The 20,891-nt window shown below is 64.7% G+C and carries 19 protein-coding genes; 8 read left to right on the top strand and 11 right to left on the bottom strand.

Translation table 11 applies throughout. From position 1 onward, the window contains the following. Nucleotides 1-221: 221 nt before the first annotated feature. Nucleotides 222-2,438 (bottom strand): flavin monoamine oxidase family protein, encoded by a 2,217-nt coding sequence (locus ACTJLC_RS16100; protein ID WP_310133093.1) that lies wholly within the window; start codon nt 2,436-2,438, stop codon nt 222-224. Here ACTJLC_RS16100 and ACTJLC_RS16095 point away from each other — a divergent pair. Both ACTJLC_RS16095 and ACTJLC_RS16090 read left to right on the top strand, forming a co-directional pair. Then, entirely contained in the window at nt 2,425-3,393 is a 969-nt protein-coding gene (locus ACTJLC_RS16095) for a hypothetical protein (protein WP_310133092.1), read from the top strand. The two genes, ACTJLC_RS16100 and ACTJLC_RS16095, sit on opposite strands and share 14 nt — an antisense overlap. A 110-nt stretch (nt 3,394-3,503) precedes the next feature. Further along, entirely contained in the window at nt 3,504-3,872 is a 369-nt protein-coding gene (locus tag ACTJLC_RS16090) for a hypothetical protein (RefSeq protein WP_310133089.1), read from the top strand. A gap of 34 nt (nt 3,873-3,906) precedes the next feature. Here ACTJLC_RS16090 and ACTJLC_RS16085 read toward each other — a convergent pair whose 3' ends face one another. From ACTJLC_RS16085 to ACTJLC_RS16075, 3 genes are all read right to left on the bottom strand, one after another. After that, entirely contained in the window at nt 3,907-4,590 is a 684-nt protein-coding gene (locus ACTJLC_RS16085; protein WP_073428364.1) for a hypothetical protein, read from the bottom strand. After that, nucleotides 4,590-5,990 carry a selenium-binding protein SBP56-related protein gene (locus ACTJLC_RS16080; RefSeq protein WP_310133086.1) on the bottom strand — a complete coding sequence of 467 codons (1,401 nt, stop codon included), beginning with the start codon at nt 5,988-5,990 and terminating at the stop codon, nt 4,590-4,592. Before ACTJLC_RS16080 ends, ACTJLC_RS16085 begins: the two co-directional genes overlap by 1 nt. A gap of 329 nt (nt 5,991-6,319) precedes the next feature. Then, a complete protein-coding gene (locus ACTJLC_RS16075) occupies nt 6,320-7,351 on the bottom strand; it encodes an AraC family transcriptional regulator (protein ID WP_083082345.1) in 1,032 nt (343 codons plus the stop codon). A 172-nt stretch (nt 7,352-7,523) separates the two neighbouring features. Between ACTJLC_RS16075 and ACTJLC_RS16070 the strand changes: the two genes are divergently transcribed. The 3 genes from ACTJLC_RS16070 to ACTJLC_RS16060 all read left to right on the top strand — a co-directional run bounded on the left by ACTJLC_RS16070 (nt 7,524) and on the right by ACTJLC_RS16060 (nt 9,272). Continuing rightward, complete coding sequence (locus ACTJLC_RS16070) at nt 7,524-7,958, top strand: GFA family protein (RefSeq protein WP_073428367.1); 435 nt, start codon at nt 7,524-7,526, stop codon at nt 7,956-7,958. Nucleotides 7,959-8,044: 86 nt separating this feature from the next. Further along, on the top strand, nt 8,045-8,875 hold the full coding sequence (locus tag ACTJLC_RS16065) for a class I SAM-dependent methyltransferase (RefSeq protein ID WP_310133082.1): 831 nt from the start codon (nt 8,045-8,047) through the stop codon (nt 8,873-8,875). A 259-nt stretch (nt 8,876-9,134) separates the two neighbouring features. Beyond that, the gene (locus ACTJLC_RS16060) at nt 9,135-9,272 is read left to right on the top strand and encodes a DUF3563 family protein (protein ID WP_073428369.1); all 138 of its coding nucleotides are present in this window, start codon (nt 9,135-9,137) and stop codon (nt 9,270-9,272) included. A gap of 23 nt (nt 9,273-9,295) precedes the next feature. Here ACTJLC_RS16060 and ACTJLC_RS16055 read toward each other — a convergent pair whose 3' ends face one another. Further along, nucleotides 9,296-10,177: a LysR family transcriptional regulator gene (locus tag ACTJLC_RS16055; protein ID WP_073428370.1), complete on the bottom strand. Its 882-nt coding sequence runs from the start codon at nt 10,175-10,177 to the stop codon at nt 9,296-9,298. Between the two features lie 123 nt (nt 10,178-10,300). Here ACTJLC_RS16055 and ACTJLC_RS16050 point away from each other — a divergent pair, with 123 nt between their 5' ends. The 3 genes from ACTJLC_RS16050 (at nt 10,301) to ACTJLC_RS16040 (ending at nt 12,458) form a co-directional block, all read left to right on the top strand. Then, the gene (locus tag ACTJLC_RS16050) at nt 10,301-11,053 is read left to right on the top strand and encodes a TerC family protein (protein ID WP_310133078.1); all 753 of its coding nucleotides are present in this window, start codon (nt 10,301-10,303) and stop codon (nt 11,051-11,053) included. A 143-nt stretch (nt 11,054-11,196) separates the two neighbouring features. Beyond that, complete coding sequence (locus ACTJLC_RS16045) at nt 11,197-11,520, top strand: zf-TFIIB domain-containing protein (RefSeq protein ID WP_083083051.1); 324 nt, start codon at nt 11,197-11,199, stop codon at nt 11,518-11,520. 212 nt (nt 11,521-11,732) lie between these two features. After that, the gene (locus ACTJLC_RS16040; RefSeq protein WP_310133071.1) at nt 11,733-12,458 is read left to right on the top strand and encodes a DeoR/GlpR family DNA-binding transcription regulator; all 726 of its coding nucleotides are present in this window, start codon (nt 11,733-11,735) and stop codon (nt 12,456-12,458) included. 26 nt (nt 12,459-12,484) lie between these two features. Here the strand turns inward: ACTJLC_RS16040 and ACTJLC_RS16035 are convergent, their stop codons facing one another. The 6 genes from ACTJLC_RS16035 to ACTJLC_RS16010 form a co-directional block, all read right to left on the bottom strand. Then, nucleotides 12,485-13,543 (bottom strand): ABC transporter permease, encoded by a 1,059-nt coding sequence (locus ACTJLC_RS16035; protein ID WP_154873276.1) that lies wholly within the window; start codon nt 13,541-13,543, stop codon nt 12,485-12,487. 14 nt (nt 13,544-13,557) lie between these two features. After that, nucleotides 13,558-15,111 (bottom strand): sugar ABC transporter ATP-binding protein, encoded by a 1,554-nt coding sequence (locus tag ACTJLC_RS16030; RefSeq protein WP_310133068.1) that lies wholly within the window; start codon nt 15,109-15,111, stop codon nt 13,558-13,560. 73 nt (nt 15,112-15,184) lie between these two features. Next, the gene (locus tag ACTJLC_RS16025; protein WP_073428374.1) at nt 15,185-16,189 is read right to left on the bottom strand and encodes an autoinducer 2 ABC transporter substrate-binding protein; all 1,005 of its coding nucleotides are present in this window, start codon (nt 16,187-16,189) and stop codon (nt 15,185-15,187) included. Between the two features lie 110 nt (nt 16,190-16,299). Continuing rightward, nucleotides 16,300-17,379, bottom strand: coding sequence for an ABC transporter permease (locus ACTJLC_RS16020; RefSeq protein WP_310133065.1), 1,080 nt, complete (start codon nt 17,377-17,379; stop codon nt 16,300-16,302). A 34-nt stretch (nt 17,380-17,413) separates the two neighbouring features. After that, nucleotides 17,414-18,376: a ribokinase gene (gene rbsK, locus ACTJLC_RS16015; protein ID WP_083082363.1), complete on the bottom strand. Its 963-nt coding sequence runs from the start codon at nt 18,374-18,376 to the stop codon at nt 17,414-17,416. Nucleotides 18,377-18,499: 123 nt separating this feature from the next. After that, nucleotides 18,500-20,887 (bottom strand): aldehyde dehydrogenase family protein, encoded by a 2,388-nt coding sequence (locus tag ACTJLC_RS16010; protein WP_310133061.1) that lies wholly within the window; start codon nt 20,885-20,887, stop codon nt 18,500-18,502. Between the last annotated feature and the right edge of the window lie 4 nt (nt 20,888-20,891).

Here is a 20,891-nt window from a genome sequence, read left to right as displayed (position 1 = left end):
GGCTGCATAGCCTTCCATGTGTGGCACGGCAACGTTGCCGTGGTGTCGCCGGAAAATCATGGCGACTGATTCGGGGTGAATTTATGAAACCAAATTCTCGATGTCAAGAGATTTGGGCAGCTTATAGGGAAAGTACTTCTCTCAAGCTCTCTCAAGCCGCGACGCCGGGACCGCGGGGCCCCGGCATCCGAATCAACTCACAGTTTGCGCGTGACGCGCGATTACAGCAATTCCTGGTGCAGCGGCGAATTCACCGGCAACGTACCGCCGTGACGCACGACGAGCTTCTGCGTCGCGAGAATCGCCGATGCGATTGCGCCGCTCGCGAACCCGCCCTCGTAGGTGAGCTTTTCGCCCATCGGAATCACGCCGTCGTCGTGCCGTTCCGTGAGGAAGCCATAGAGCCGGCGGCTGTTTTCCAGGTCGCCCGGTGCGTCCATCTTGAAGGCGGCCCAGACATGCCGCTCTTCCGCCCAGTTCGTGTAGAAGAAGCGGTCGCGATTCGCTTCCACGAGATCGGCGAGCTTGCCGATCTTCTGGTACTCGGGATTATCCGGCTCGCGTGACGCGACGCTGCGCAACAGCTTGATGAATCCGTCTCGCCGATCGTCGACGGTCATCCCCACCGCCTTGTCCGCGTTCTTTCCTTGCGCGTACTCGGAATACACCGCACCCGTACCGTCGGGCTGCAGCATCATGTAGACCTGTTGATTGAACTCGTCCGTCTGGATGTTCGCCGGCAATTCGTCGGCCCGGATACTGCCGACCGCGATCCCGAATCCCGCCTTGGTGGCGGACACCAGGTTGGCGTTTTTCAGCGCTGCGACGAATTCATCCGGCAACATCGGCTCCGTGCCTGGTGCGGGCGCATGCAGACCGAGCCGGAGCGCCTCACGCGGACTGCCGGAGAAGAGCAGTTCGTCGTACACCTTTTCGTCGGTCTTGCCGGTTGTCTTGTCGAGCACCGACACGCGGTACTTGCCATCGACCTTCCTGATCTCGGTGACTTCGGTATTGAGCTTGATGACCTGCTTGTCCTCGAGCGACCCCACGCCTTCGGGCAGCCCCTCGCGGTCCGCGACGAGCTTGTAAAGCGGTGCATCGGCGCCCTCCTTCAGCCCCACGTGATCCTTCAGACGGCCGTCGCTGACGAAGCGCGCTTCCTCGAGAAAGCCGATGTCCGAATAGCCTTTGTATCCGCCCACGCCGATGCCGACCGCACCGAACGTTTGCCATTCCTCCTCGCTCCATTCGATGCCCTGTTCGGCCAGCAACTGGTCCACGCCGGAGCGGAACGAGTGGCTGTCGAAATCCTTCTTCGCCTTGTCCCAGAGTCTGCGGACCTCGGCCGTGTCGCCCGCCTTGCGCGCCTCGTCGATCGGCTTGAAGAAGGGGTCGATCATCGCGCGCTGGATGTCGTGCGCGACCTTGCGCATGACGGGATCGTCGGCCTGCTGGCCGGGCTGGACCGTGGCCACCTTGCCGCCGAGCAGATAGGTGATCGGCACGCCCGGCGAACCCGGATTGGGAAACGGCTCGAATTCGAGGCCGTAGTGTTCGGCCAAACCCCAGTACGCATTGTTCCGATCCCGGTGGAAACGCATGCCGCCCGGATGAAAGGGCGTCGAAATTCCCTCCCAGTGTTTCGCCGCGATCCGCCCGCCGATCTGGTCCGCCTGTTCGAGCACCTCGATGTTCTTGATGCCGGCCCGGTTGGCCAGGTCCGCCGCCATGATCCCCGCGGGCCCCCCGCCGACGATACCGATGCTGATGTCCTTCTCGCCTTCGGGCAGTTCGCCGACCACACGGTTGGTCCGTTCGAGGAAACCCCGATAGTCGACCTGGTGATCCACCGGCATCGACGCACTCACGTCGGCGAAGCGATCATCGAGCAGCGCCTTCAGACGAGGCTCCGCGTCGACGACTTGCATCGGCGCCGTCAGCGCCTGCTCCGCTTCGGGCGTGCACGAGCCGAGCAGACGCGCGGCTTGCTCCGGCTTCATGTTGACGGCCATGTGGTCGAGCCAGTCGCGCACCGGCGTGCGCGGCAGATCCTGGGACGCCGCGCGCGTGGTGTCGCCGAGCAATGCCGCCTGCTCCGTGCCCAGCGAGTTGAGCACGTCGCCTTTTTCGGCCTCGCACAACGCGAGCCACATCGTCGTGATTTCCATATGCAGCTGGTTGCGCTCCCGCCCTTCTCCCAGCGTGCCCAGCAAGTTCAGATTCTTCGTGACGGCGGGCGCGAGCTTCTCGCGGTCGGCCCGCGGCCATTGGCCGACCGGCTCGCTGAAATCGCAGCCGATGGCCTGCGGCGTGAGTGGCGGCAGCGCGCGGCCGCTGGTTTTCAGAGTCGGGTCACGAAGCAGCGCGTCTGAGTTGCCCGCTTTCAGATAGCTCCCCATGAGCGCCTGGCCGTAGGGCCATTTGTCCGTGATCACCGGCCGCGTCGCCTGCGCGCCCTGGCTTGACGAGGCGGGAGGCGGCTGGCGCGGACGGTCGGCGGCGGAGCCTTCTGCTGGACCCGCTTTGCGCCTTTCGGCGGGCCCCGGCATGCCCGGAGGCACTTGCCGCGGCGAGGCGGCCGGCGGTGGAGGTTCCGCTGCAACGTCGCCGAGCGGCGGTATGTCGGGGTTGTTACCGGGGGTGGACGAGCTTGGATTGACGTTCATGTTGGCGATGTCCCTCGTGGGTTGTCTCGTGAGTTATGTCGAACAAAAGCAATCGATCGTTATGAGAACAGGCGAGCGCTCGGCGATAACCGTCACCCCGGAAGAATCGACACGCTATGCGAAACGCCGCACGCTCGTGCTGGCCCGGCCGCGCTTCAAATTACGCGCTTCAAATTACTTTCGAAGCTGCCGTCTTATTTTCGGAAAGGCATTGCGCCGTGGGTCCAGCACTTTCCAGACGGTGCACGTCTTCGGTGCGTCGGATTCGTCGCCCACTACCGAAGATTGGAGAGAAGAGATGAAACGCCTGAATCGATGTGCCGCTTTGCTCACCGCTACCCTGGTAGCGCTGACGTTCGCCACGCATGGCGCGGCCACGTTCGCCGCCACCGCTGCGCGCGGCGCGGCGACGCCCTGCGAGGCCCAGACGGGCAGCGCGCAATCCTCACCAGGCCCGCTGACGCTGCTGGTCGATCCGCCCGAGGGCGGCACGTTGCGGCTCACCTATGTGCCGCTCGATGGATGGAGGCTCGACACCGCGAACGGCGCATCCACGCAGGCCGAAGGCCGCGTGTCGCCCGTGGGCGCGTCGCGTCTCAAGGAAAAGCGTGCCGCGAGCGAGCCGATGACCGTGTTCATCGACGGCCCGAGCGGCTTTGCCTACGTCTGGACACAGGACCGCGGATGGAAATTCACCGGCCGCGTCACCGACCGGATTCGATGAGCGGCGCGCGAACGAGCAACACGACGGGAGTCGCGTGAAGCGTCGCGCGTTTTATCATGCAGGCTCATGTCTGCTTTGGCCGCGCTTCGGCCACTATCGACTCCACGCCCATGCCCTCTTCGATCAGAAACTCGCTCGTCTGGATCTTCGACGCATTCGAGCGCGATGCAACCTACCTTCGCAAGCGAATGTTCGGCTCCGATGCCGCGTATATCGACGGCCAGTTGTGTCTGGTCGCCGCCGATCGCGCCAAGCCCTGGAACGGCTTGCTCGTATGCACATCGCAAGAACGCCACGCCGCGCTCATCGACGACATGCCCGCGTTGCGGCCGCATCCCGTGTTGCGCAAATGGCTCTATGTGCCGCAAGACGATCCGGCGTTCGAGTCGATCGCGGACCATCTGACCAAGCTCGTGCTCGCGCGCGATCCGCGCGTGGGCGTCGAGCCCAGGCCGCGCAAACCGAGGTTCAAGGCGTGAAGCGATGAGCGGGGCCGTTGCGGGCCGTCGTCCTTCAGCCGTGCTCGGCGCCCGGCAACGCCGCATTCAACACCAGGGCGAGCAGGCCGACCACGATGAGGCTGGAGGCCCAGAACGCATCCAGGTTGAACCAGCTTCGTGAGACGAACTTCAGCCCGAGATAGCGATAGACCAGCCAGGCGATCAGCCCGCCGACCACGATCATCGCGGCGGCATGCACGCCGGAGACCGCGAGCGCCATCGTCAGATTGCTCTGCATCAACGCCTGCGCGGCGCGGTGCCCGCGATCGATGTCGTCAGCGCGGCACAGGCCGAGGTAGACCGGCACGAGCATGAGTCCCGCGCCGTGCGCGATGGCGACCGCGAAGGACCACAGCGCGAGCCGCGACGGCGGAATTCGCGCAAGCACGCGCGGATGACGCCGCCAGATCAGCAGGCCCACGCCGAAGCCGATGACGAGCACGCTCGCGCCGATCTGAATCTCGCGTTGCCACGCGAGCAGCATCGCGAGCATGGCGAACGGCAGCATCACGAGGAACATCGCCAGCACGTGCCCGGCCGCGAGATACAACAGCGTGGCGAGCAGCGCGCGGGCGCGCCGCTCCATCAAGCCGCTCGACACCGCGAGCGGCCACCCCATCGCCGGATTGACGCCGTGATAGAGACCGCTCGCCACCACGGCCAGCCACAGGCCGGCCTGCGGCCAGCTATTCGCCATCAAGTGCCCACCGACGGATAACAGAACGAATCGGTCGAGCAGTCGCCGCCTTCGAGCCGGATCTGATGAGCCCGGTAGCCGTCGGGAAAGTCCACCCAGTATTCTTCGGCCAGCGCGAGGCCGCCGCCGGGTTCGGCGCGCGCCATCACTTGCGCCGCGGGCACGCCGTTCGGATAGAACTGGTCGTCCCACGTGGAGTACAGCGAGTTGGTCCAGTAGACGCGCTTGCCGTCGCGGCTGATCTCGACCATCTGCGGGCCGCCCGCGAAGGTCTTGCCGTTCGGGTGCGGCGCGCGCCGCACGATCCCGCCGATGCGAACCGAGCCCGCGAGCTTCGGCTTGCGCGGCTCCGTCACGTCGTATTGGCGCATCTCGCCGGTTCCCCAGCAGGCGACGTACAGAAACTTGTCGTCGATCGACAGATCGATATCGGTGACGAGCGGCGGCACCGCGCCGAAGCCTTGCAGCAACGGCGGAAGCTCGTCCGCGGCCGCCGGCTCGGGCGGAATGGTCGCGGTCTTTTCGATGTGGAATTGCCCGTCCTCGCGCCACCACGTCCAGATCGAGCCTTCCAGGTTGGTCGTGTCGACCACGACGCCGATGAAGCCATATTCGCGGCTCGGGTCGTGCGCGGGCCGTACTTCGAGCGCCATCTGATGATTCGCGCCGAGATCGATGGTCTGCACGTTGCGTCGCGCGCGCAGATCCCAGAAGTGAATGCGGTGCCCGTATTTGTTCGACAGCAGATCCTCGGGCACGATGCCGTTCTCGAATTGCGGCGGCAACGCCCACTCGCTCGACACCATGTAGTCGCGCGGCAGATTCCACCAGAAATCGTAGTGCTTCTCCTGCGGCCCTCGATCGATCTCCCAGCGGCCGAGCACGTCGAACGTCTCGCAGTCCATGATGAAGATGCCGGGCGGGCCGTCGGTGCCGTCCTTTCCGCCGCCGCCGAGCGTGCTGACATAAATGCCTTCGGGACCGCAATGAACCGTGTGCGGACGCGAGTAGCCCGTCTTGCGAAAGATCTCCTCCGGTTCGATGATCTTGTGGATCCGCGCCTGGGTCGGATGAGGCTTGGTGTCCACGATATAGATGCGCGAGGAGCGCATGCCCGGAATGATGAGATAGCGCCGTTCGAGGAAAGCGTGGCCCGTTAGCGGCGACAGCGCCGACGAGCACGCATTCCATCCGAAGTGGTGGAATTCGTCGCCCTTGTTCGGCATGGGCACCGTGTGCACCACCTGGCTGTAAGTGGGCGAATCCGGCTTCACGTCGAGGACGGCGAGCATGTCCGGCTGCGAGAAGTCGGGACTCAGCAAGACCGTGTAGGCGTAGTCTTCCGCCGGCGCATCCATCGCGAGTTTCGGCGATGCGTGGAACGTGGGATCTGGGCGCATGGAGCACCTTGGAGTGAATGAATGATCGAGGGTGGCCGCGCGCGGCGGCGACGCGGATGCTGCATTGCCGAATCTTCTGTTTCCGCATGCGATGTCGCGCAGGCGAGCGGGCGGTCGATTAGATTTGTAGACCACCGTGCTGACGAGGGCAACAGAAATGTTGCGCGCGGTTTGCGCGTTCGCGCGGGTCCACCTGGTTTCCGCTTAGTTGTCATGCGCCACGGATAGCCAACGCCCGCCATGCGATGTGACGCAAACCGCACGCACGGTATTCCTATCGTGATCGTGATCGTGATCGTGAGTACCGCATGCGCGCGTGCGTACTTTCCCTATACGGCCGTCGTCTCGCCGATCGCTCCCGGCGCATCGGCGGGCGCGCTATCGTTTGGCGTCACATGGCTCTTTCGCCATGCGGCCGGCGGCATGCCGAACTCGCGCTTGAATGCGCGATTGAACGCCGCCTCGGAGTCGTAGCCGACCTGCTCCGCCAGCGCGGCGAGCGATTTGGCGCCGTCCAGCAGTTCATGCGAGGCGAGCTGCAAACGCCAGCGCGCCAGGTATTGCATGGGCGGCTGACCCAACAGATCGGTGAACCGTTGCGCCAATGCGGAGCGCGACAGCCCCACTCTTCGCGCGAGTTCGTCGACGGTCCACGAATACGCCGGTTGCGCATGAAGCAGCGATAGCGCGGGCCCGACGAAGCGGTCGCGCACACCCGCGAGCCAGCCCTTGCGGTCCGCCGGCAAGGCGTCGATACAGCGGCGCACCGCTTCGACGAACAGCAGTTCCGACAGCCTCGCAAGAACGATGGCGCTGCCCGCGCGCCACTGCGCCGCCTCGCCGACAGCGAATCGAAGCGACGATTCGAGCCACGCCGAATGAGGATCGTTGCGCATGTCGACTTTGAAGAGCCTCGGCAGCGAGGACAGCAGCGGATTGCCCAACGTATCGTCGCAAGCGAGAAAGCCGCATACGACCCGCGTCGGCGCTCCGCCGCCGCCATAGGAGAGCGTCATCACCTGGCCCGGTGTCGTCTCCATCTGGATCGCGAGAAGCGGTCCTGCCAGCTCGGGGGAGAGATCGAGGGCGCTGCCGAAAACATGCGCCTCGCCTTGCGGCACCACCAGCAGTTCACCGGCCTTGAGATGAATGACGGATGCGGGGTCGCTGGCGAGTCGCGCCGAACAACTGCCCTCGGTGATCAGATGGAATGAAATCACGCGTTGCGAGCCCGGCAGAAAGGCGTCGCAGAGGGCCGAATCCGCCTGGCCAAACAGGCACCACGGGGTCGTGAAGTCTCCGTTGAGGTAGACCGCACCATTGAGCCGCACAACGCGAAGAACGTCGGAAAGCGCATCCATGAACAGCGTCCGTCAATCCCGGCGTTCCGCGCAAGAGATCTGGACGCCTGGTCATTCAACGATATGAACTACGAGCAGATACTAGCACCCACCTGAACGTGCAACAACGCGCGAATCAGGCACCCGGCGACAGTAGCGGCACATGCAATGCAAACCATCAAGGAGACATCTCATGAGCAATGAAAGCACTTACGAGGGCGGCTGTTTTTGCGGCGCGGTTCAATTCACGGTGAGCGGCGAGCCGGCCGGAATGGGCTATTGCCATTGCGATTCATGCCGAAGCTGGTCGGCCGGACCCGTCAATGCGTTCACGCTGTGGCAACCGGAAGCGGTGCGCATCACGCAGGGCGCGGACAACATCGGCACTTACAACAAAACGCCGAACAGTTATCGGAAGTGGTGCAAGACGTGCGGTGGTCACCTCTTCACCGAACACCCAGGCATGGGACTCACCGACGTGTATGCAGCGTCCATTCCACAGTTTCCCTACGAACCCGGCGTGCATGTTCACTACGAGCACACCAGGCTGCGCATGAAGGACGGCTTGCCGAAAATGAAGGACGTGCCGAAGGAAATGGGCGGTTCGGGTATCACGATCGCCGAATAGCGGCCGCACGGCGCGTGCATTGCCGCGCCATGCGACGCGATGCACCGCGGAACATTTCCACTCCATGCTTAACAGGAAGTACAGCCATGTCCACAGTCACTTCTTCCTCGCCCGCCGTCGATCTCGCCGCGCTCAAGAGCCGCCAGCAAGCCGCCTGGTCCTCGGGCAACTATGCCGTGGTGGGCACCACCTTGCAGATCGTCGGCGAACAGTTGTGCGAGGCGCTCGATCTGCGCGCCGGCAGCCGCGTGCTCGACGTCGCCGCCGGCAACGGCAATGCAACGCTTGCCGCCGCACGCCGCTGGTGCGACGTGACCTCCACCGACTACGTCTCGTCGCTGCTCGAAGCCGGGCGCACGCGCGCGCAAGCGGAAGGTCACACGATCCGGTTCCAGCAAGCGGACGCCGAAAGCCTGCCGTTTGCGGACAAATCGTTCGATGTCGTGATGTCCACCTTCGGCGTGATGTTCACGCCGAATCAGGAGCGGGCCGCGAGCGAACTCGCGCGCGTCTGCAAATCCGGCGGGAGAATCGGCCTCGCGAACTGGACGCCCGATAGCTTTATCGGCCAGGTGTTCAGGATGATCGGCAAGTACATACCGCCCGCGCCGGGCGTCAAATCGCCGGCACTGTGGGGCACGCAGGCCCGGCTCGCGGAACTGTTCGGCGAAGCCGCGCGAGAGGTTCGCACGACGAGCCGCGAGTTCGTCTTCCGCTATCTGTCGCCGGCCCACTGGCTCGAAGTGTTCCGCACCTACTACGGTCCGATGAACAGGACGTTCGGCGCGCTCGATGCGGCGCAACAGGCCGCGTTGACCCAGGATCTGCTGACGCTCATGGAAAGCCGCAATCGTTCCGGCGACGCCACGCTCGTGCTGCCGAGCGAATACCTCGAAGTGGTGATCGAGCGGAACTGATGCCGCGCGATGGCGCTGACGGATACGCGGAGCGTCGAGACGTGCTGTCTGTCGCGCCCGAACTATTTGCTCAATGAACGTCGTCGAATAAACGACACTTGTCCCCCTCGCATCGCCACTGAAGGCCGCAACGCCTTCCAGTCAAGGCTCGTGTAAAGCGCGCATGGTCGATGCTTAGGTACGGCAGTTGAGTTGAACCGCTGCCCGCGATTCGCGGCGGCGGATTCACTCCAGACCGCATCGATTATCGGAGTACACCATGCTCGCCTATCTTGCCAGGATGCTGCGCAACTTGCTCGAACGCGCGGAACATAGCCGCCGTAATGCGTTCCTCGCGTCGTCGGTCGATATAGGCGAGTTGGAGCGGCGCATGCGCTCGTTCGAGATCAACGGTTAGTCGAACGGGGCCTCTTAAGCCGCCTACGCACGCGCGGCGGCAATCACCTGCGACGCGAGCGCATGATGCTGCCCGCGCCGCGAGCGGATTGCGTGAATCTCCTCGATCACGCCTTCCGCACGGCCCAGCGGGCGCAGTCCCCGCAGCAGCGACACATCGTCCGCGCCCAACTCCGCGAGCGGGAACACGCCGAGACCTCGCGCGGCGAACACCGCCATGAGCGCGCTGTCCTCGAATTCTCCGGCGATCCGCGGCCGGATGCCTTCGGTTTCGAACCAGCGTTCGAGCCGTGCGCGCAACGCGCCGTGCCCGGTCGGCAGCAGCACCGGCACCTCGGACAGACAGTGCGGAAAACCGGCGCGAGTCGACTTGCGGACGATTTCCGCGGGACCGTACCAGTCGACCGGCGAGCCCACCAGACGCTGGCTCACGACGCGCAGGTCCGCGTTGTGCGGCGCGGGCTGGCAGGCCAGCACGAGATCGAGCCGATGCAGCGCGAGTTCCGACAGCAATTGCGCGTGTTCGCCTTCATGACATAGCAGCCTGAGCGACGGCGTGCCGAGCACCGGCGCGAGCAACGCGTGCGCCGCGAGCTTCGAGATGCCGTCGGACAGACCCACCGCGAGCCGCGCGACACGCTCGCCGCCCGCCTCGCGCATCTCGTCGAGCAGCGCCTCACCGAGCTGAAAAATCTGCTCCGCGCGGCTAAACGCGGCCTGCCCTGCTTCGGTCATGGTGACGCCGCGCCCGGCCGGCTTCAGCAACTGGCGCCCAATGGATTTTTCGAGTTCGCGCACTTGCGCGCTGATTGTCTGCACCGCCATGCCGAGACGTTCGGCGGCACGCGCGAAACCGCCCTCCTTCACGACGATCCAGAAATAGTAGAGATGGCGGTAATTGAGCATGGTGAACAGTCTTCGGAAAAAACGATGTATCGCTCAGGGTAACACTGGTTTATCCGAACCACGAAAACGCGGATCATCAACGAATTCCGGCGTCATTCTCCTTAACCTCAATCACCTATTCCCATGGACTATCTACTCGCACTCGTTACCGACCCCGCCGCATGGGCGGCGCTTCTCACGCTGGTCGTGATGGAAGTCGTGCTCGGCATCGACAACCTGATCTTCATTTCGATTCTCAGCAACAAGCTGCCCGAAGCGCAGCGCGCACGCACGCAGCGCATCGGCATCATGCTTGCGCTCGTGCTGCGGTTGGCCCTGCTCGGCACCGTCGCGTGGATCGCGCAGTTGACCCAGCCTGCCCTCACGCTCTTCGGCCACGGCTTTTCCTGGCGCGATCTGATCCTGCTCGGCGGCGGCCTGTTCCTGGTCTGGAAAGCCACGCGTGAAATGCACCATCACGTCGCCCCTGCCGACGAGGCACAGGGCGCGGCGGGCAAGGTGGTTCAAATGACCGCTTGGGCCGCGATTAGCCAGATTCTGGTGCTCGACATCGTGTTTTCGGTGGACAGCATCATCACCGCGGTCGGCATGACCGAGCATGTGCCGATCATGTTCGTCGCGGTGATTGCCGCGGTCATGGCCATGCTGTTCGCCGCACATCCGCTTTCGCGCTTCATCGATCGCAATCCCACGATCGTCATGCTCGCGTTGAGCTTCCTGCTCGTGATCGGCATGGCGCTCATCGCGGAGGGCTTCGGTTCGCACATCCCGAAGGCTTACATCTACGCGGCGATGGCGTTCTCCGCGTTCGTCGAGGCGATGAACATGCTGGCGCGCCGGGCGCACGCGAAGCGAGCCGCCGTGGCGAAGCAGTGAGGCGTGCACTGAGCGCGGGCATTGCGCCCGCGCATGAAGGGCGGCTCGCGAACTAGCCGGACTATCGCCGGAGGCCGCCCCCGAATCGAACGGCCCGCCATGTTTGGCGTTCGATGTTCTTGGTACTTTTGAGGAGCGACATGATGAAATGCCCCGTTTGCAAGACAACCGACCTGCTGATGACCGAGCGCCGCTCGATCGAAATCGACTACTGCCCGAACTGCCGGGGCGTATGGCTCGACCGCGGCGAACTCGACAAGCTGATCGCGCAGGATGCGGAAAGCCACGACGCGCCGGCTAGCGCGCGCGTGAGCCGGGACGATGACCGCGATCACCGCGATCACCGTGACCACCGCGAACGTGAGCCGCGATACGAAGGCCACCGCTCGTATGACGATCACCGAAGCGGCTATCAGGGACATAAACGAAAGAAGCGTTCGATTTTCGACGTATTCGATTTCGACTGAACGCCGTGGTCGCGCCATGCGCGCCATGCATGGAATGCGCAGCGGTCCCGTTTGCAATGAAGCAGCGGGACCGCATCGCCACCGAAGCACCTTCAATCCAGGCTCGCCGCGCAGGCGAGCTCTTGTTATAATTCTTTCACCAAGTCGAACAAAACATAACGCCAATTCCAACTGCGCCAACTGCGCGAACCGCACCGCGCGACAGGACCTCCATGCTGAAACCCGACCGCCTCCGCGTCCTCGGCGACGCGCTGGGCAAGCAAAACGTGATGCGTCTGCGCGACGCCGCCACCCTGCTGGGCGTATCGGAGATGACTGTCCGGCGCGACATCGCGGGCAGCCCGGAACGCTTCACGTATCTCGGCGGCTATATCGTCAGCGCCACTGACGTACCGAACACCGCCGGCTATTCACTCGAAGAAGAAAAAGACCATTTCGCGCAGGCCAAGGCCGAAGCGTCCGCGATTGCCGCGGGGCTGATCGGCAACAACGAAACCCTGTTCATCGACTGCGGCACGACGCTCACCACGCTTGCCCGGCTGATTCCGGTCGAACGCCATGTCACCGTGGTGTGCTATTCGCTGAACGTCGCCGAGATTCTGCGGCGCAAGCCGAATGTGCGAATGATCCTGCTGGGCGGCGTCTATGTGCCTTCGTCCGATTCATTCGCGGGCGAGGAGAGTTTGGAGATGCTGCGCCGCATGGGGATCAACAAGGCTTTTATTTCCGCGGGCGGCGTGGACGCCGCACGCGGCGTCACCTGCTGGAATTTTCACGAAGTCGCGCTGAAACAGGCGGCGATGGCGAGCGCCGTCGAACGGCATCTAGTGGTGGACGAGAGCAAGTTCGGCGTGGTGAAGGCGGTGCGCTTCTCGCAAGTGGACGACTTCGATTCGATCATCACCGAGAAAGGCCAGGCGCTGCGCCAGCGCAAATAAGCGCGCAGGCCGCGCAGCGTCACAATTCAGCGCTTGCGCTGCAACGCGAACAGCGTCCCCGCGATCAGAATGAATGCGCCGATGATCACCTTCTGCCAGGTGCTCGGCACGCCGACCAGAATCAGCACGCTCTTGATCAACGTCACGAGCACCACGCCGAGCAAGGTGCCGACTACCGTGCCCGTGCCGCCCGTAATGCGTGCGCCGCCGAGAATCACCGCGGCGATCACATCGAGTTCCGATCCAACCAGATCGAATGGATTCGCGAGCCGGTTGTTCGACACGTGCAGAATGCCGGCGATACCGGCGAGCATGCCCGTATAGCCGAACACGAACAGATGAATCGCGCGCAGGTTGTAGCCGAGCCGCTCCGCAATCGCGAGACTGCCGCCCATCGCATAGACGCCGCGCCCCATCATCGTCCGATTCAGCAGCCACCATGTGACGAACGCCGCCGCCACCAGCGCCAGCACCGAAACGGGCAGCACCGCGCGCAGGCCGTCGGCCGTGTGATAGAAAAACAGCGGAATGCGGCCGAAATGATCCATGCTGTGCGGAATGTTCATGAAGAACGTCGTGCCGATGAACGTCAGCAACATGCCGCGATACAGATACTGCGTGCCGATCGTGACGATCAGCGAAGGCGCCTTCAACCGGTGCACGAGCAGCCCATTGACCACGCCGAGCATCACGCCGCCGAGCGCGCCGGTGATCAGGATCAGCGCGAACGGCGCATCGGGCCACCACGCGAACACGGCCTTGGTGATGCCGTACATGGTGAGCGCGGCGATCGCGGTGAACGACACGTCGATGCCGCCCGACGCCAGCACGACGAGCGTGCCGAGCGCGAACAGCGACATCGTGGTGGCCGAGTGCAACAGATCGAACAGCGTCGCCAACTGGAAGAAGCGCGGATTGATCGCGCCGACCAGCAGGCACGTCAGCACGATGAGCGCGACCGTGAACCATTCGGGATTGCGCGCGAGCCGGGTCCGCAGGCTCGGCGGCTTGACCTCGGGAGCGACTTCGACAACGGTCGGGGTGGTCATGGGCTGGTTCATGCGCGGATTCAGGCGCGAGTTCATGGGTGGGGCGTCCTCTATGCCGCTTCGGAAAGCAGCGCGTGATACAGATCGGCTTCGCTCAGTTCGTCGGCGCGGTATTCGCTCGCGACGCGTCCTTTCTTCATCATCAGGATGCGGTCGCAGTTTTGCAGCAGTTCCGGCAAGTCGTCGCTGATCAGAATGATGCCGATGCCGCGTTGCGACAGCCGCTGCATGATGCGGTAAATGATGTCCTTTGATCCGACATCGACGCCGACCGTCGGTCCGTGCAGGATCAGCACGCGCGGATCGATCGCGAGCCAGCGGCCGATCAGCACGCGTTGCTGGTTGCCGCCCGAGAGCGATTGCACCGGCTTGTCGACGCCGGGCGTCGCGATCTGCAAATCCTTCACGGTCTGTTCCGCGAGCGCCTGCGCCCGCGCGCGGTCGATCTGGCCGAAGCGGTCGCGCAAGCTGGAAATCATCGCGGTAATCACGTTGTCGCGGATCGGCTTGTCGAGAAACAGCCCTTCATTCAGGCGGTCTTCCGGCACATAGCCGATGCGATGGCGTTTCGCATCCGACGGCGTGCGCAATGCAATGCGCCTGCCGTCGAGCACCACCTGCCCCGACTGCGCCGGCGCGACGCCCGCGAGCGCCCGCGCGAGTTCGTTGCGCCCCGAGTCGAGCAGACCGGTGACGCCGAGAATTTCCCCGCCATGCAGGCGAAACGACACGTCGTCGAACTGGCCGGCGCGCGTGAAAGCGCGCACGTCGAGCACGACGTCTTGCCCTAGCCCGCCCTCGCGATAACGTTCGTTCGACAGATGGCGCCCCGTCATCAACTCGCTGATCTGCGCTTTCGTGAATTGCGCAATCGGGCCTTGCGCCATTTTCTGTCCGTCGCGCAGCACGATTACTTCGCCGCCGATCGCGTAGCATTCGTCGAGCTTATGGCTGACGAACAGCACCGTCACGCCCTGCGCGCGCAGATTGGCGAGCACGGCAATCAGGTTGTCCACTTCTTTTTGCGTGAGCGAAGTCGTGGGTTCGTCCATGATGACGAACTTCGCCTCGCTGGCGATCGCGCGTGCAATCGCGACGAGTTGGCGCGTTGCGAGCGGCAACTGTTCGATGAGCGTCGCCTGAAACTCCGCGTCGCCGGGCAAGCCGACCGCTTCTAGCGCGCGGGCCGCCGTGCGCGCCAATTCGCGCCGGTCGAAGGTGCGGGCGAGCCGGCCTTCATGCAAAGCCAGTTCGGAAGTCAGCGCGACATTTTCGGCCACGCTCATGTTGGGCAGCAGCGACAGATCCTGATAGACGGTTTCGATGCCCGCGGCGAGCGCTTCGAGCGCGGAGAGCCGCGCATGCCGCACGCCTTCGATCACGAGCTCGCCTTCATCTGGCGGCTGCGCGCCGGAAATGATCTTGATCAGCGTGCTCTTGCCGCAGCCGTTCTCGCCGAGCAGGTGATAGATCTGCCCGCGCTCGAACGACAGGCTCACGCCGCGCAGCGCATGCACGCCGGTGAACCGCTTATGTACGCCCGCGACCTGCAGGAAAGGCCGCGACGCTTCGGGCTGTACGGATGACGATACGTCTTGATTCATGATGGCGAGCCGCAAGTTGAGGCGTGCCCACCGGGGCACGCCGTGACACATGAAGCAACGGACACAAGTGGAATCAGAACGGATACTGCTTGTAGTTCGACTTGTCGACGTTCACCCAACCCTGGCCGCGCACGATGATCCCCTTGCCCGGTCCCTTCGCCACCGTGACCTTGGTGTAGCCCGGAATGCCGAGATCGGCGCCGTTCTCGACGGTTTTGCCGTCCACCAGCATCTTGGCGACCTTGTTCATCGCCTCGCCCGCGAGCTTGGGGTCCCAGAACGCGATGCCGTTGATAGCGCCGCTTTCGAGGAACTTGCCCGCCTCGGTCGGCAAGCCGGTGCCGTACACGCAGATCTTGCCCTGCATGCCGGCTTCCTCGACCGCGCGGCCGATGCCGATCACGTCCAGCGACGACGAGCCCTGAAAGCCCTTCAGGTCGGGATGCTTGCGCAGCACTTCCTTCGCGACTTCATAGGCGCGCTCGCCGTCGTTATTCGTTTCGAGCTTCGGTTCGACCAGGTTCATCTTCGGGTACTTGCCCTTCGCATTGCCGATGCCGCCGTCCGCCCACTGCACCTGCGAACGGCTGCCGAGCGAACCGACCAGCACGGCCCACTTGCCGTCGCTGTGCATGCACGAGGCAAGACGCTCGTTCAGGCCGGCGCCGTAGGCGGTATTGTCGAACGCCTCGATATCGACCATCGTGTTCTTCGCGTTGTCGGCCTCGTGCGTGACCACCTTGATGCCGCGATCCATCGCTTTCTTCAGCGCCGGTTCGAGCGTGGGCGGATCGTAGGGGACCACCGCGATCGCCGTGACTTTCTTCGCGATCAGATCTTCGATGATCTTCAACTGCTGCGCCGCGTCCGCGCGGCCTGGGCCCGTCTGATACGCGCTCACGCCGGGGTTCTCCTTCGCGAACTCCTTCACGCCCTCGTCCATCCGGTTGAACCAGTTGATGCCGGTGACCTTGACGACCGTCACGATCGTTTCGTTCGTTGCCGCCTGCGCGGCGGCGATCACGCCCACCGCGAGGGCGCCGGTAGCCAGCGCGGCACCCAGTCGAGTCAATTTCATGCGATGTCTCCTTTATCGTTCGATGTCGCCCCTCTTCACGGTCGCGGACAACCAGGGCTCGTTGTCCGCCGTGTACTGAATGAAACCGTTCGCAGGCGTTGGGTCGACAGCTAACGCTTCGGCGCGGCGCTCGCGCCAACCGCACCGGCACCACCGCCGCCACCGCCAAAGCCGAAAATCGCCCGCACCCGCTCACCGCCCGCGAACGCCAGCGACAACAGCAACAGAAAACCCCACGCGCAATCGCCGAAGAACTGCGATACGCCGAGCAGATTGAACAGGCTCGACAGAAATTGCAGCACCGTGGCGGCAAAAAACACGCAGATGATGCGGCCATGACCGCCCGCCGGATTCACGCCGCCCATCACCGCGATCAGGATCGCGATCAGCAGATAGGAGTTGCCGTAGTCCCATTTCGCGCTGGACGTATGCGTCGCGCTGATGAGCCCGGCCAGCGACGCGAGCACGCCGCACATCGCATACGTCGTGATCAGCATCCGCGCGCGCGGAATGCCGGCATAGAACGCGGCTTTGGGATTGGTGCCCATCAGATAGAGGCGCAGGCCGAATGGGCTGCGTTTGAGCAGCCATCCCAGCACGATCACCGCCGCGATGAAAATGCAGAACGCGATCGGCACCTGAAACACCGTGCCGTTACCGATCGCCGACAACGGGTCCACATAGTCGACGTGCACCGACGCGCCGTTGCTGAGCACCACCGCGAAGCCGGTAAACAACAACTGCGTGCCGAGCGTGCAGAGAATCGGCGTGAGCCTGAGCCACGCGATCACCACGCCGTTCAGCATTCCGCCGAGCAGTCCCATCACGACGACGATCGAGCAGAACAGCGCCGTATAGAGCACCGGCGAGTCGTCGCCGTTGACGAAATGCGGCACGGCCAACGCGGCGACCATGCCCGACAGATTGGCAAGGCCGACACCGGACAGGTCGATCCCGCCATTGCCCGACACCATCGAGAGCATGATGCCGAGCGCGAGCAAGCCGAGCTCGGGCAACTGGCCGCCCATCGATTGCAGATTGTCGATATCGACGAACTGCCCGCGCGAGAGCCACGTCGCGACCAGCACGACGAGCACGTTGACGATCAGCAGGAAATTGAGTTGCCGGTCGGCGAACGGTTTGCCGCCGCCAAACCGGGACTCGAGCAAGGACCCAAACGAGGACTTCATGATGATGACGATCTCCTTGAACCTGCGCGAATGCTCAGAGCGCCTGTGAGGTCTGATCCGACTGGCTCAGTACCCGCTTCACTTCATCGAGCGTCGGCATCGAGGGCGCGGTGCCCGCGCGCGTTACCGAGATGCCCGCGAGCGCGCAGCCGAAGCGCATCGCGGCGATCGCATCGTCGCCGCGCGCGAGCGCCGCCGCGAAGCCGCCCGTGAAGCCGTCGCCGGCCCCGGCCGTTTCCACCACGCGGCCGCAGCGGTACGCGGGCACGAGCACCGATTGGGTCGCCGAATGCAGCAGCGCGCCGCCCTCGCCGAGCGTGACGACCACCGTGCCGACACCCTTGGCGAGCAGCACGTCGGCGGCGCGGCGTGCATCGTCGGCATTCGCGATCGGCACGCCAGTGAGCGCGGCGGCTTCGGTTTCATTCGGGGTGATGTAGTCGCACAACGGGAAGATGCCGTCGTCGAGCGGCAACGCGGGCGCCGGATTGAACACGGTGACGACGCCGTGCTTGCGCGCGACCTCGAGTCCGCGGCGCGCGGCGGCGAGCGGCTGCTCCAGTTGCGTGACGAACACTTGCGCGGCGGCGATGTCGGCTTCGATCGCGTCGACGTCGGCGGCATTCAGGGTGCCCGCCGCGCCCGAGGCGACGATGATCGCGTTCATGCCGGTGGTGTCGTCGACGAAGATATGCGCCGCGCCGGTGGACACGCCGTCGATCACCGACGCGCGCGCCGTGATGCCCTCGGCGGCCCACGTCGCGCGGGCGATCGCGCCGAACGCGTCGTTGCCGATGCGGGTGCAGAACACGACCTTGGCGCCGGCACGCGCGGCGGCCACGGCCTGATTCGAGCCCTTGCCGCCCGGCCCCATCGCGAACGCCGAGCCGGCGATGGTCTCGCCGATCAACGGCATGCGTTCGGCGCGAAACGTCAGATCGGTAACGTAGATGCCGAGAATGACGACGCGTCCCGCTCGTTCGTGAGGCGCGTTCATGCGTGTGTCCCTCGCGGAGCGTTTGCGAAAGGGGCGTGTTTCAGCAGAGCCAGATTCTTCAGCACGTTGTCTCCTCCATTTACTGGTTGGCGTGCGCGTTGTTCAAGTCCCTGGAACGCCCGGTCAGTCTCCGTAGGGGATCCAGATGTTCTTCACCTGCACGGCCTGGCGCAGAAACGGCAAGCCTTCGCTCGCAGGGTCGAACCAGTCGAACTGGCGCCCATGATCGACAAAGGTCCGCTTCAGGTTGCCGATCGACTCGCGTTCCGCCAAAGCCGAATCCGCCGCATTGCCGAAGCACCAGAGCGCGTCGACGTCGTCGTGTCGGGCGAGCGCCGGCAGCAGCGCGGCGCGCTCGCCCGTCACGATGTTCAGCACGCCGCCGGGCACGTCCGAGGTCTCGACCACCTGATAAAAGTCCGTGACCGCGAGCGGACACGCCTCGCTCGGCAACACCACGACGCGATTACCCATCGCGAGCGCGGGCGCGGCCAGCGACACGAAGCCGAGCAACGGCGCCTCGTCGGGACACGCAATGCCGATCACGCCGAGCGGCTCGTGCATCGCCAGCGCGACGCCGCGCAGCGGCGGCGTATGCACGGCGCCGTCGAACTTGTCGGCCCACGCCGCGTAGGTGAAAAGACGCGCGACCGCCGCCTCCACTTCCGCGCGCGCCGCGGCCTCGGTCGCGCCGTTTCGCACGACGAGCTGCCGCGCGAATTCGTCCGCGCGCACAGCCAGATTTTCCGCCAGGTAGTACAGCACCTGGGCGCGGTTATGCGTGCTCGCCTGCGACCACTTCTGCGCCGCGCGTGCCGCTTCGACCGCGTTGCGAATGTCCTTGCGATTGCCCTCGCCCACTTCGCCCACGGGCGTTCCATCCGGCGCGTACACCGGCAGCGAATACCCGCTATCCGGGCGCGCCTGCTTGCCGCCGATAAAGAGCTTGGCCGTGCGGTCGATCAGTGCAACGTTCGACGGCTCGCCGCGTTGCTCGACATGCGCCGCGCGCTCCACCGGCCGGCGCTTCGGAAGATTGAGCCACGCGCGCGGTTTCAGATATTCGTAAATGCCCTCACGTCCGCCTTCGCGCCCATAGCCCGATTCGCGATAACCGCCGAAGCCGACCGCCGCGTCGAACAGGTTGGTCGCGTTGATCCACACGACACCGCATTGAAGGCGCGGCGCGATGTCGAGCGCGCGGCCGATGGTTTCGCTCCACACGCTGGCGGCGAGTCCATAGCGCGAATTGTTGGCGAGTGCAATCGCTTCGTCGGGCGTGCGAAAGCTCATCGTCACCAGCACCGGGCCGAAGATCTCTTCCTGCGCGAGCGTGGAAGCCGGCGCCACGCCGGTCACGAGCGTGGGCGGATAGAAGCAGCCGCCCGCGGGCAGCGCCGCATCGGACGACTGCCACACCGCACAGCCTTCGCGCCGCCCGCTCTCGACCAGCGACTCGATGCGTTCGAGCTGCACCGGATCGACGATCGCGCCGATATCGATGCTCTTGTCGAGCGAGGTGCCCACACGCAACGTCTGCATGCGGCGTTTGAGCTTTGCGATGAAGCGCGCCTCGATGCCTTCCTGCACGAGCAGGCGCGAGCCCGCGCAACAGACCTGCCCCTGGTTGAACCAGATCGCGTCGACCACGCCCTCGACCGCGCCGTCGAGATCGGCGTCGTCGAAGACGATGAACGGCGACTTGCCGCCGAGTTCGAGCGTCAGCGATTTGCCCGAGCCGGCCGTGACCTGGCGAATCAAACGCCCGACTTCCGTCGAACCCGTAAAGGCGATCTTGTCGACTTGCGGATGCGCGACGAGCGCCGCGCCGGTTCGTCCATCGCCGGTGACGACGTTCAGCACGCCCGCCGGCAAGCCCGCGCGATGCGCGAGTTCGGCGAACAGCAACGCGGTAAGCGGCGTGTATTCCGCGGGCTTCAAGACGACGCAGTTGCCGGTGGCCAGCGCGGGCGCGATCTTCCACGCGAGCATCAGCAAGGGGAAATTCCACGGCACGATCTGCCCGATCACACCGAGCGGCGCGTAAGCCGCGAATTCGCTGTCCTGCAACTGCGCCCAGCCCGCGTGATGCAGGAAGTGCCGCGCGACGAGCGGCACGTCGATATCGCGCGTCTCGCGGATCGGCTTGCCGTTGTCGAGCGCCTCCAGCACGGCGAACAGCCGGCTATGGCGCTGGACCATGCGAGCGAGCGCATACAGATGCCGCGCGCGCCCCGCGCCGCCCAGTGCGAGCCAGCCCGGCTGCGCGGCGCGCGCGGCGGCCACCGCCGCGTCGATATCGGCCGCATCGCCCTGGGCGATCTCGGCGAGCCGTTCACCCGTGGCGGGCGCGTGCGACACGAAGCGCTCGCCAGCGGCCGGCGCCTGCCACTCGCCGCCGATGAAATGCCCGAAGCTCGCCGCGTGCCGCGCGAGCCATGAGCGCGCCGCTTGATCGTCCTCGGGTGCGGGACCGTACTCCATCGATGAAAAATACTCGGCTACGCTCATGGGA

Source organism: Paraburkholderia sp. 22099 (genome assembly GCF_052045835.1).
In the GTDB taxonomy this organism is placed as follows: domain Bacteria; phylum Pseudomonadota; class Gammaproteobacteria; order Burkholderiales; family Burkholderiaceae; genus Paraburkholderia; species Paraburkholderia terricola.
The sequence above is the reverse complement of the archived record's forward strand: the minus strand, read 5'-3'. Positions and strand labels throughout refer to the sequence as shown.

What these genes read in the sequence shown, in the direction of transcription:
- ACTJLC_RS16035 (WP_154873276.1), bottom strand. Translation starts at nt 13,543, where the DNA reads ATGAACTCGCGCCTGAATCCGCGCATGAACCAGCCCATGACCACCCCG.
- ACTJLC_RS16090 (WP_310133089.1), top strand. Translation starts at nt 3,504, where the DNA reads ATGCCCTCTTCGATCAGAAACTCGCTCGTCTGGATCTTCGACGCATTC.
- ACTJLC_RS16045 (WP_083083051.1), top strand. Translation starts at nt 11,197, where the DNA reads ATGAAATGCCCCGTTTGCAAGACAACCGACCTGCTGATGACCGAGCGC.
- ACTJLC_RS16055 (WP_073428370.1), bottom strand. Translation starts at nt 10,177, where the DNA reads ATGCTCAATTACCGCCATCTCTACTATTTCTGGATCGTCGTGAAGGAG.
- ACTJLC_RS16085 (WP_073428364.1), bottom strand. Translation starts at nt 4,590, where the DNA reads ATGGCGAATAGCTGGCCGCAGGCCGGCCTGTGGCTGGCCGTGGTGGCG.
- ACTJLC_RS16030 (WP_310133068.1), bottom strand. Translation starts at nt 15,111, where the DNA reads ATGAATCAAGACGTATCGTCATCCGTACAGCCCGAAGCGTCGCGGCCT.
- ACTJLC_RS16070 (WP_073428367.1), top strand. Translation starts at nt 7,524, where the DNA reads ATGAGCAATGAAAGCACTTACGAGGGCGGCTGTTTTTGCGGCGCGGTT.
- ACTJLC_RS16020 (WP_310133065.1), bottom strand. Translation starts at nt 17,379, where the DNA reads ATGAAGTCCTCGTTTGGGTCCTTGCTCGAGTCCCGGTTTGGCGGCGGC.
- ACTJLC_RS16075 (WP_083082345.1), bottom strand. Translation starts at nt 7,351, where the DNA reads ATGGATGCGCTTTCCGACGTTCTTCGCGTTGTGCGGCTCAATGGTGCG.
- ACTJLC_RS16040 (WP_310133071.1), top strand. Translation starts at nt 11,733, where the DNA reads ATGCTGAAACCCGACCGCCTCCGCGTCCTCGGCGACGCGCTGGGCAAG.
- ACTJLC_RS16065 (WP_310133082.1), top strand. Translation starts at nt 8,045, where the DNA reads ATGTCCACAGTCACTTCTTCCTCGCCCGCCGTCGATCTCGCCGCGCTC.
- ACTJLC_RS16080 (WP_310133086.1), bottom strand. Translation starts at nt 5,990, where the DNA reads ATGCGCCCAGATCCCACGTTCCACGCATCGCCGAAACTCGCGATGGAT.
- ACTJLC_RS16025 (WP_073428374.1), bottom strand. Translation starts at nt 16,189, where the DNA reads ATGAAATTGACTCGACTGGGTGCCGCGCTGGCTACCGGCGCCCTCGCG.
- rbsK (WP_083082363.1), bottom strand. Translation starts at nt 18,376, where the DNA reads ATGAACGCGCCTCACGAACGAGCGGGACGCGTCGTCATTCTCGGCATC.
- ACTJLC_RS16050 (WP_310133078.1), top strand. Translation starts at nt 10,301, where the DNA reads ATGGACTATCTACTCGCACTCGTTACCGACCCCGCCGCATGGGCGGCG.
- ACTJLC_RS16060 (WP_073428369.1), top strand. Translation starts at nt 9,135, where the DNA reads ATGCTCGCCTATCTTGCCAGGATGCTGCGCAACTTGCTCGAACGCGCG.
- ACTJLC_RS16010 (WP_310133061.1), bottom strand. Translation starts at nt 20,887, where the DNA reads ATGAGCGTAGCCGAGTATTTTTCATCGATGGAGTACGGTCCCGCACCC.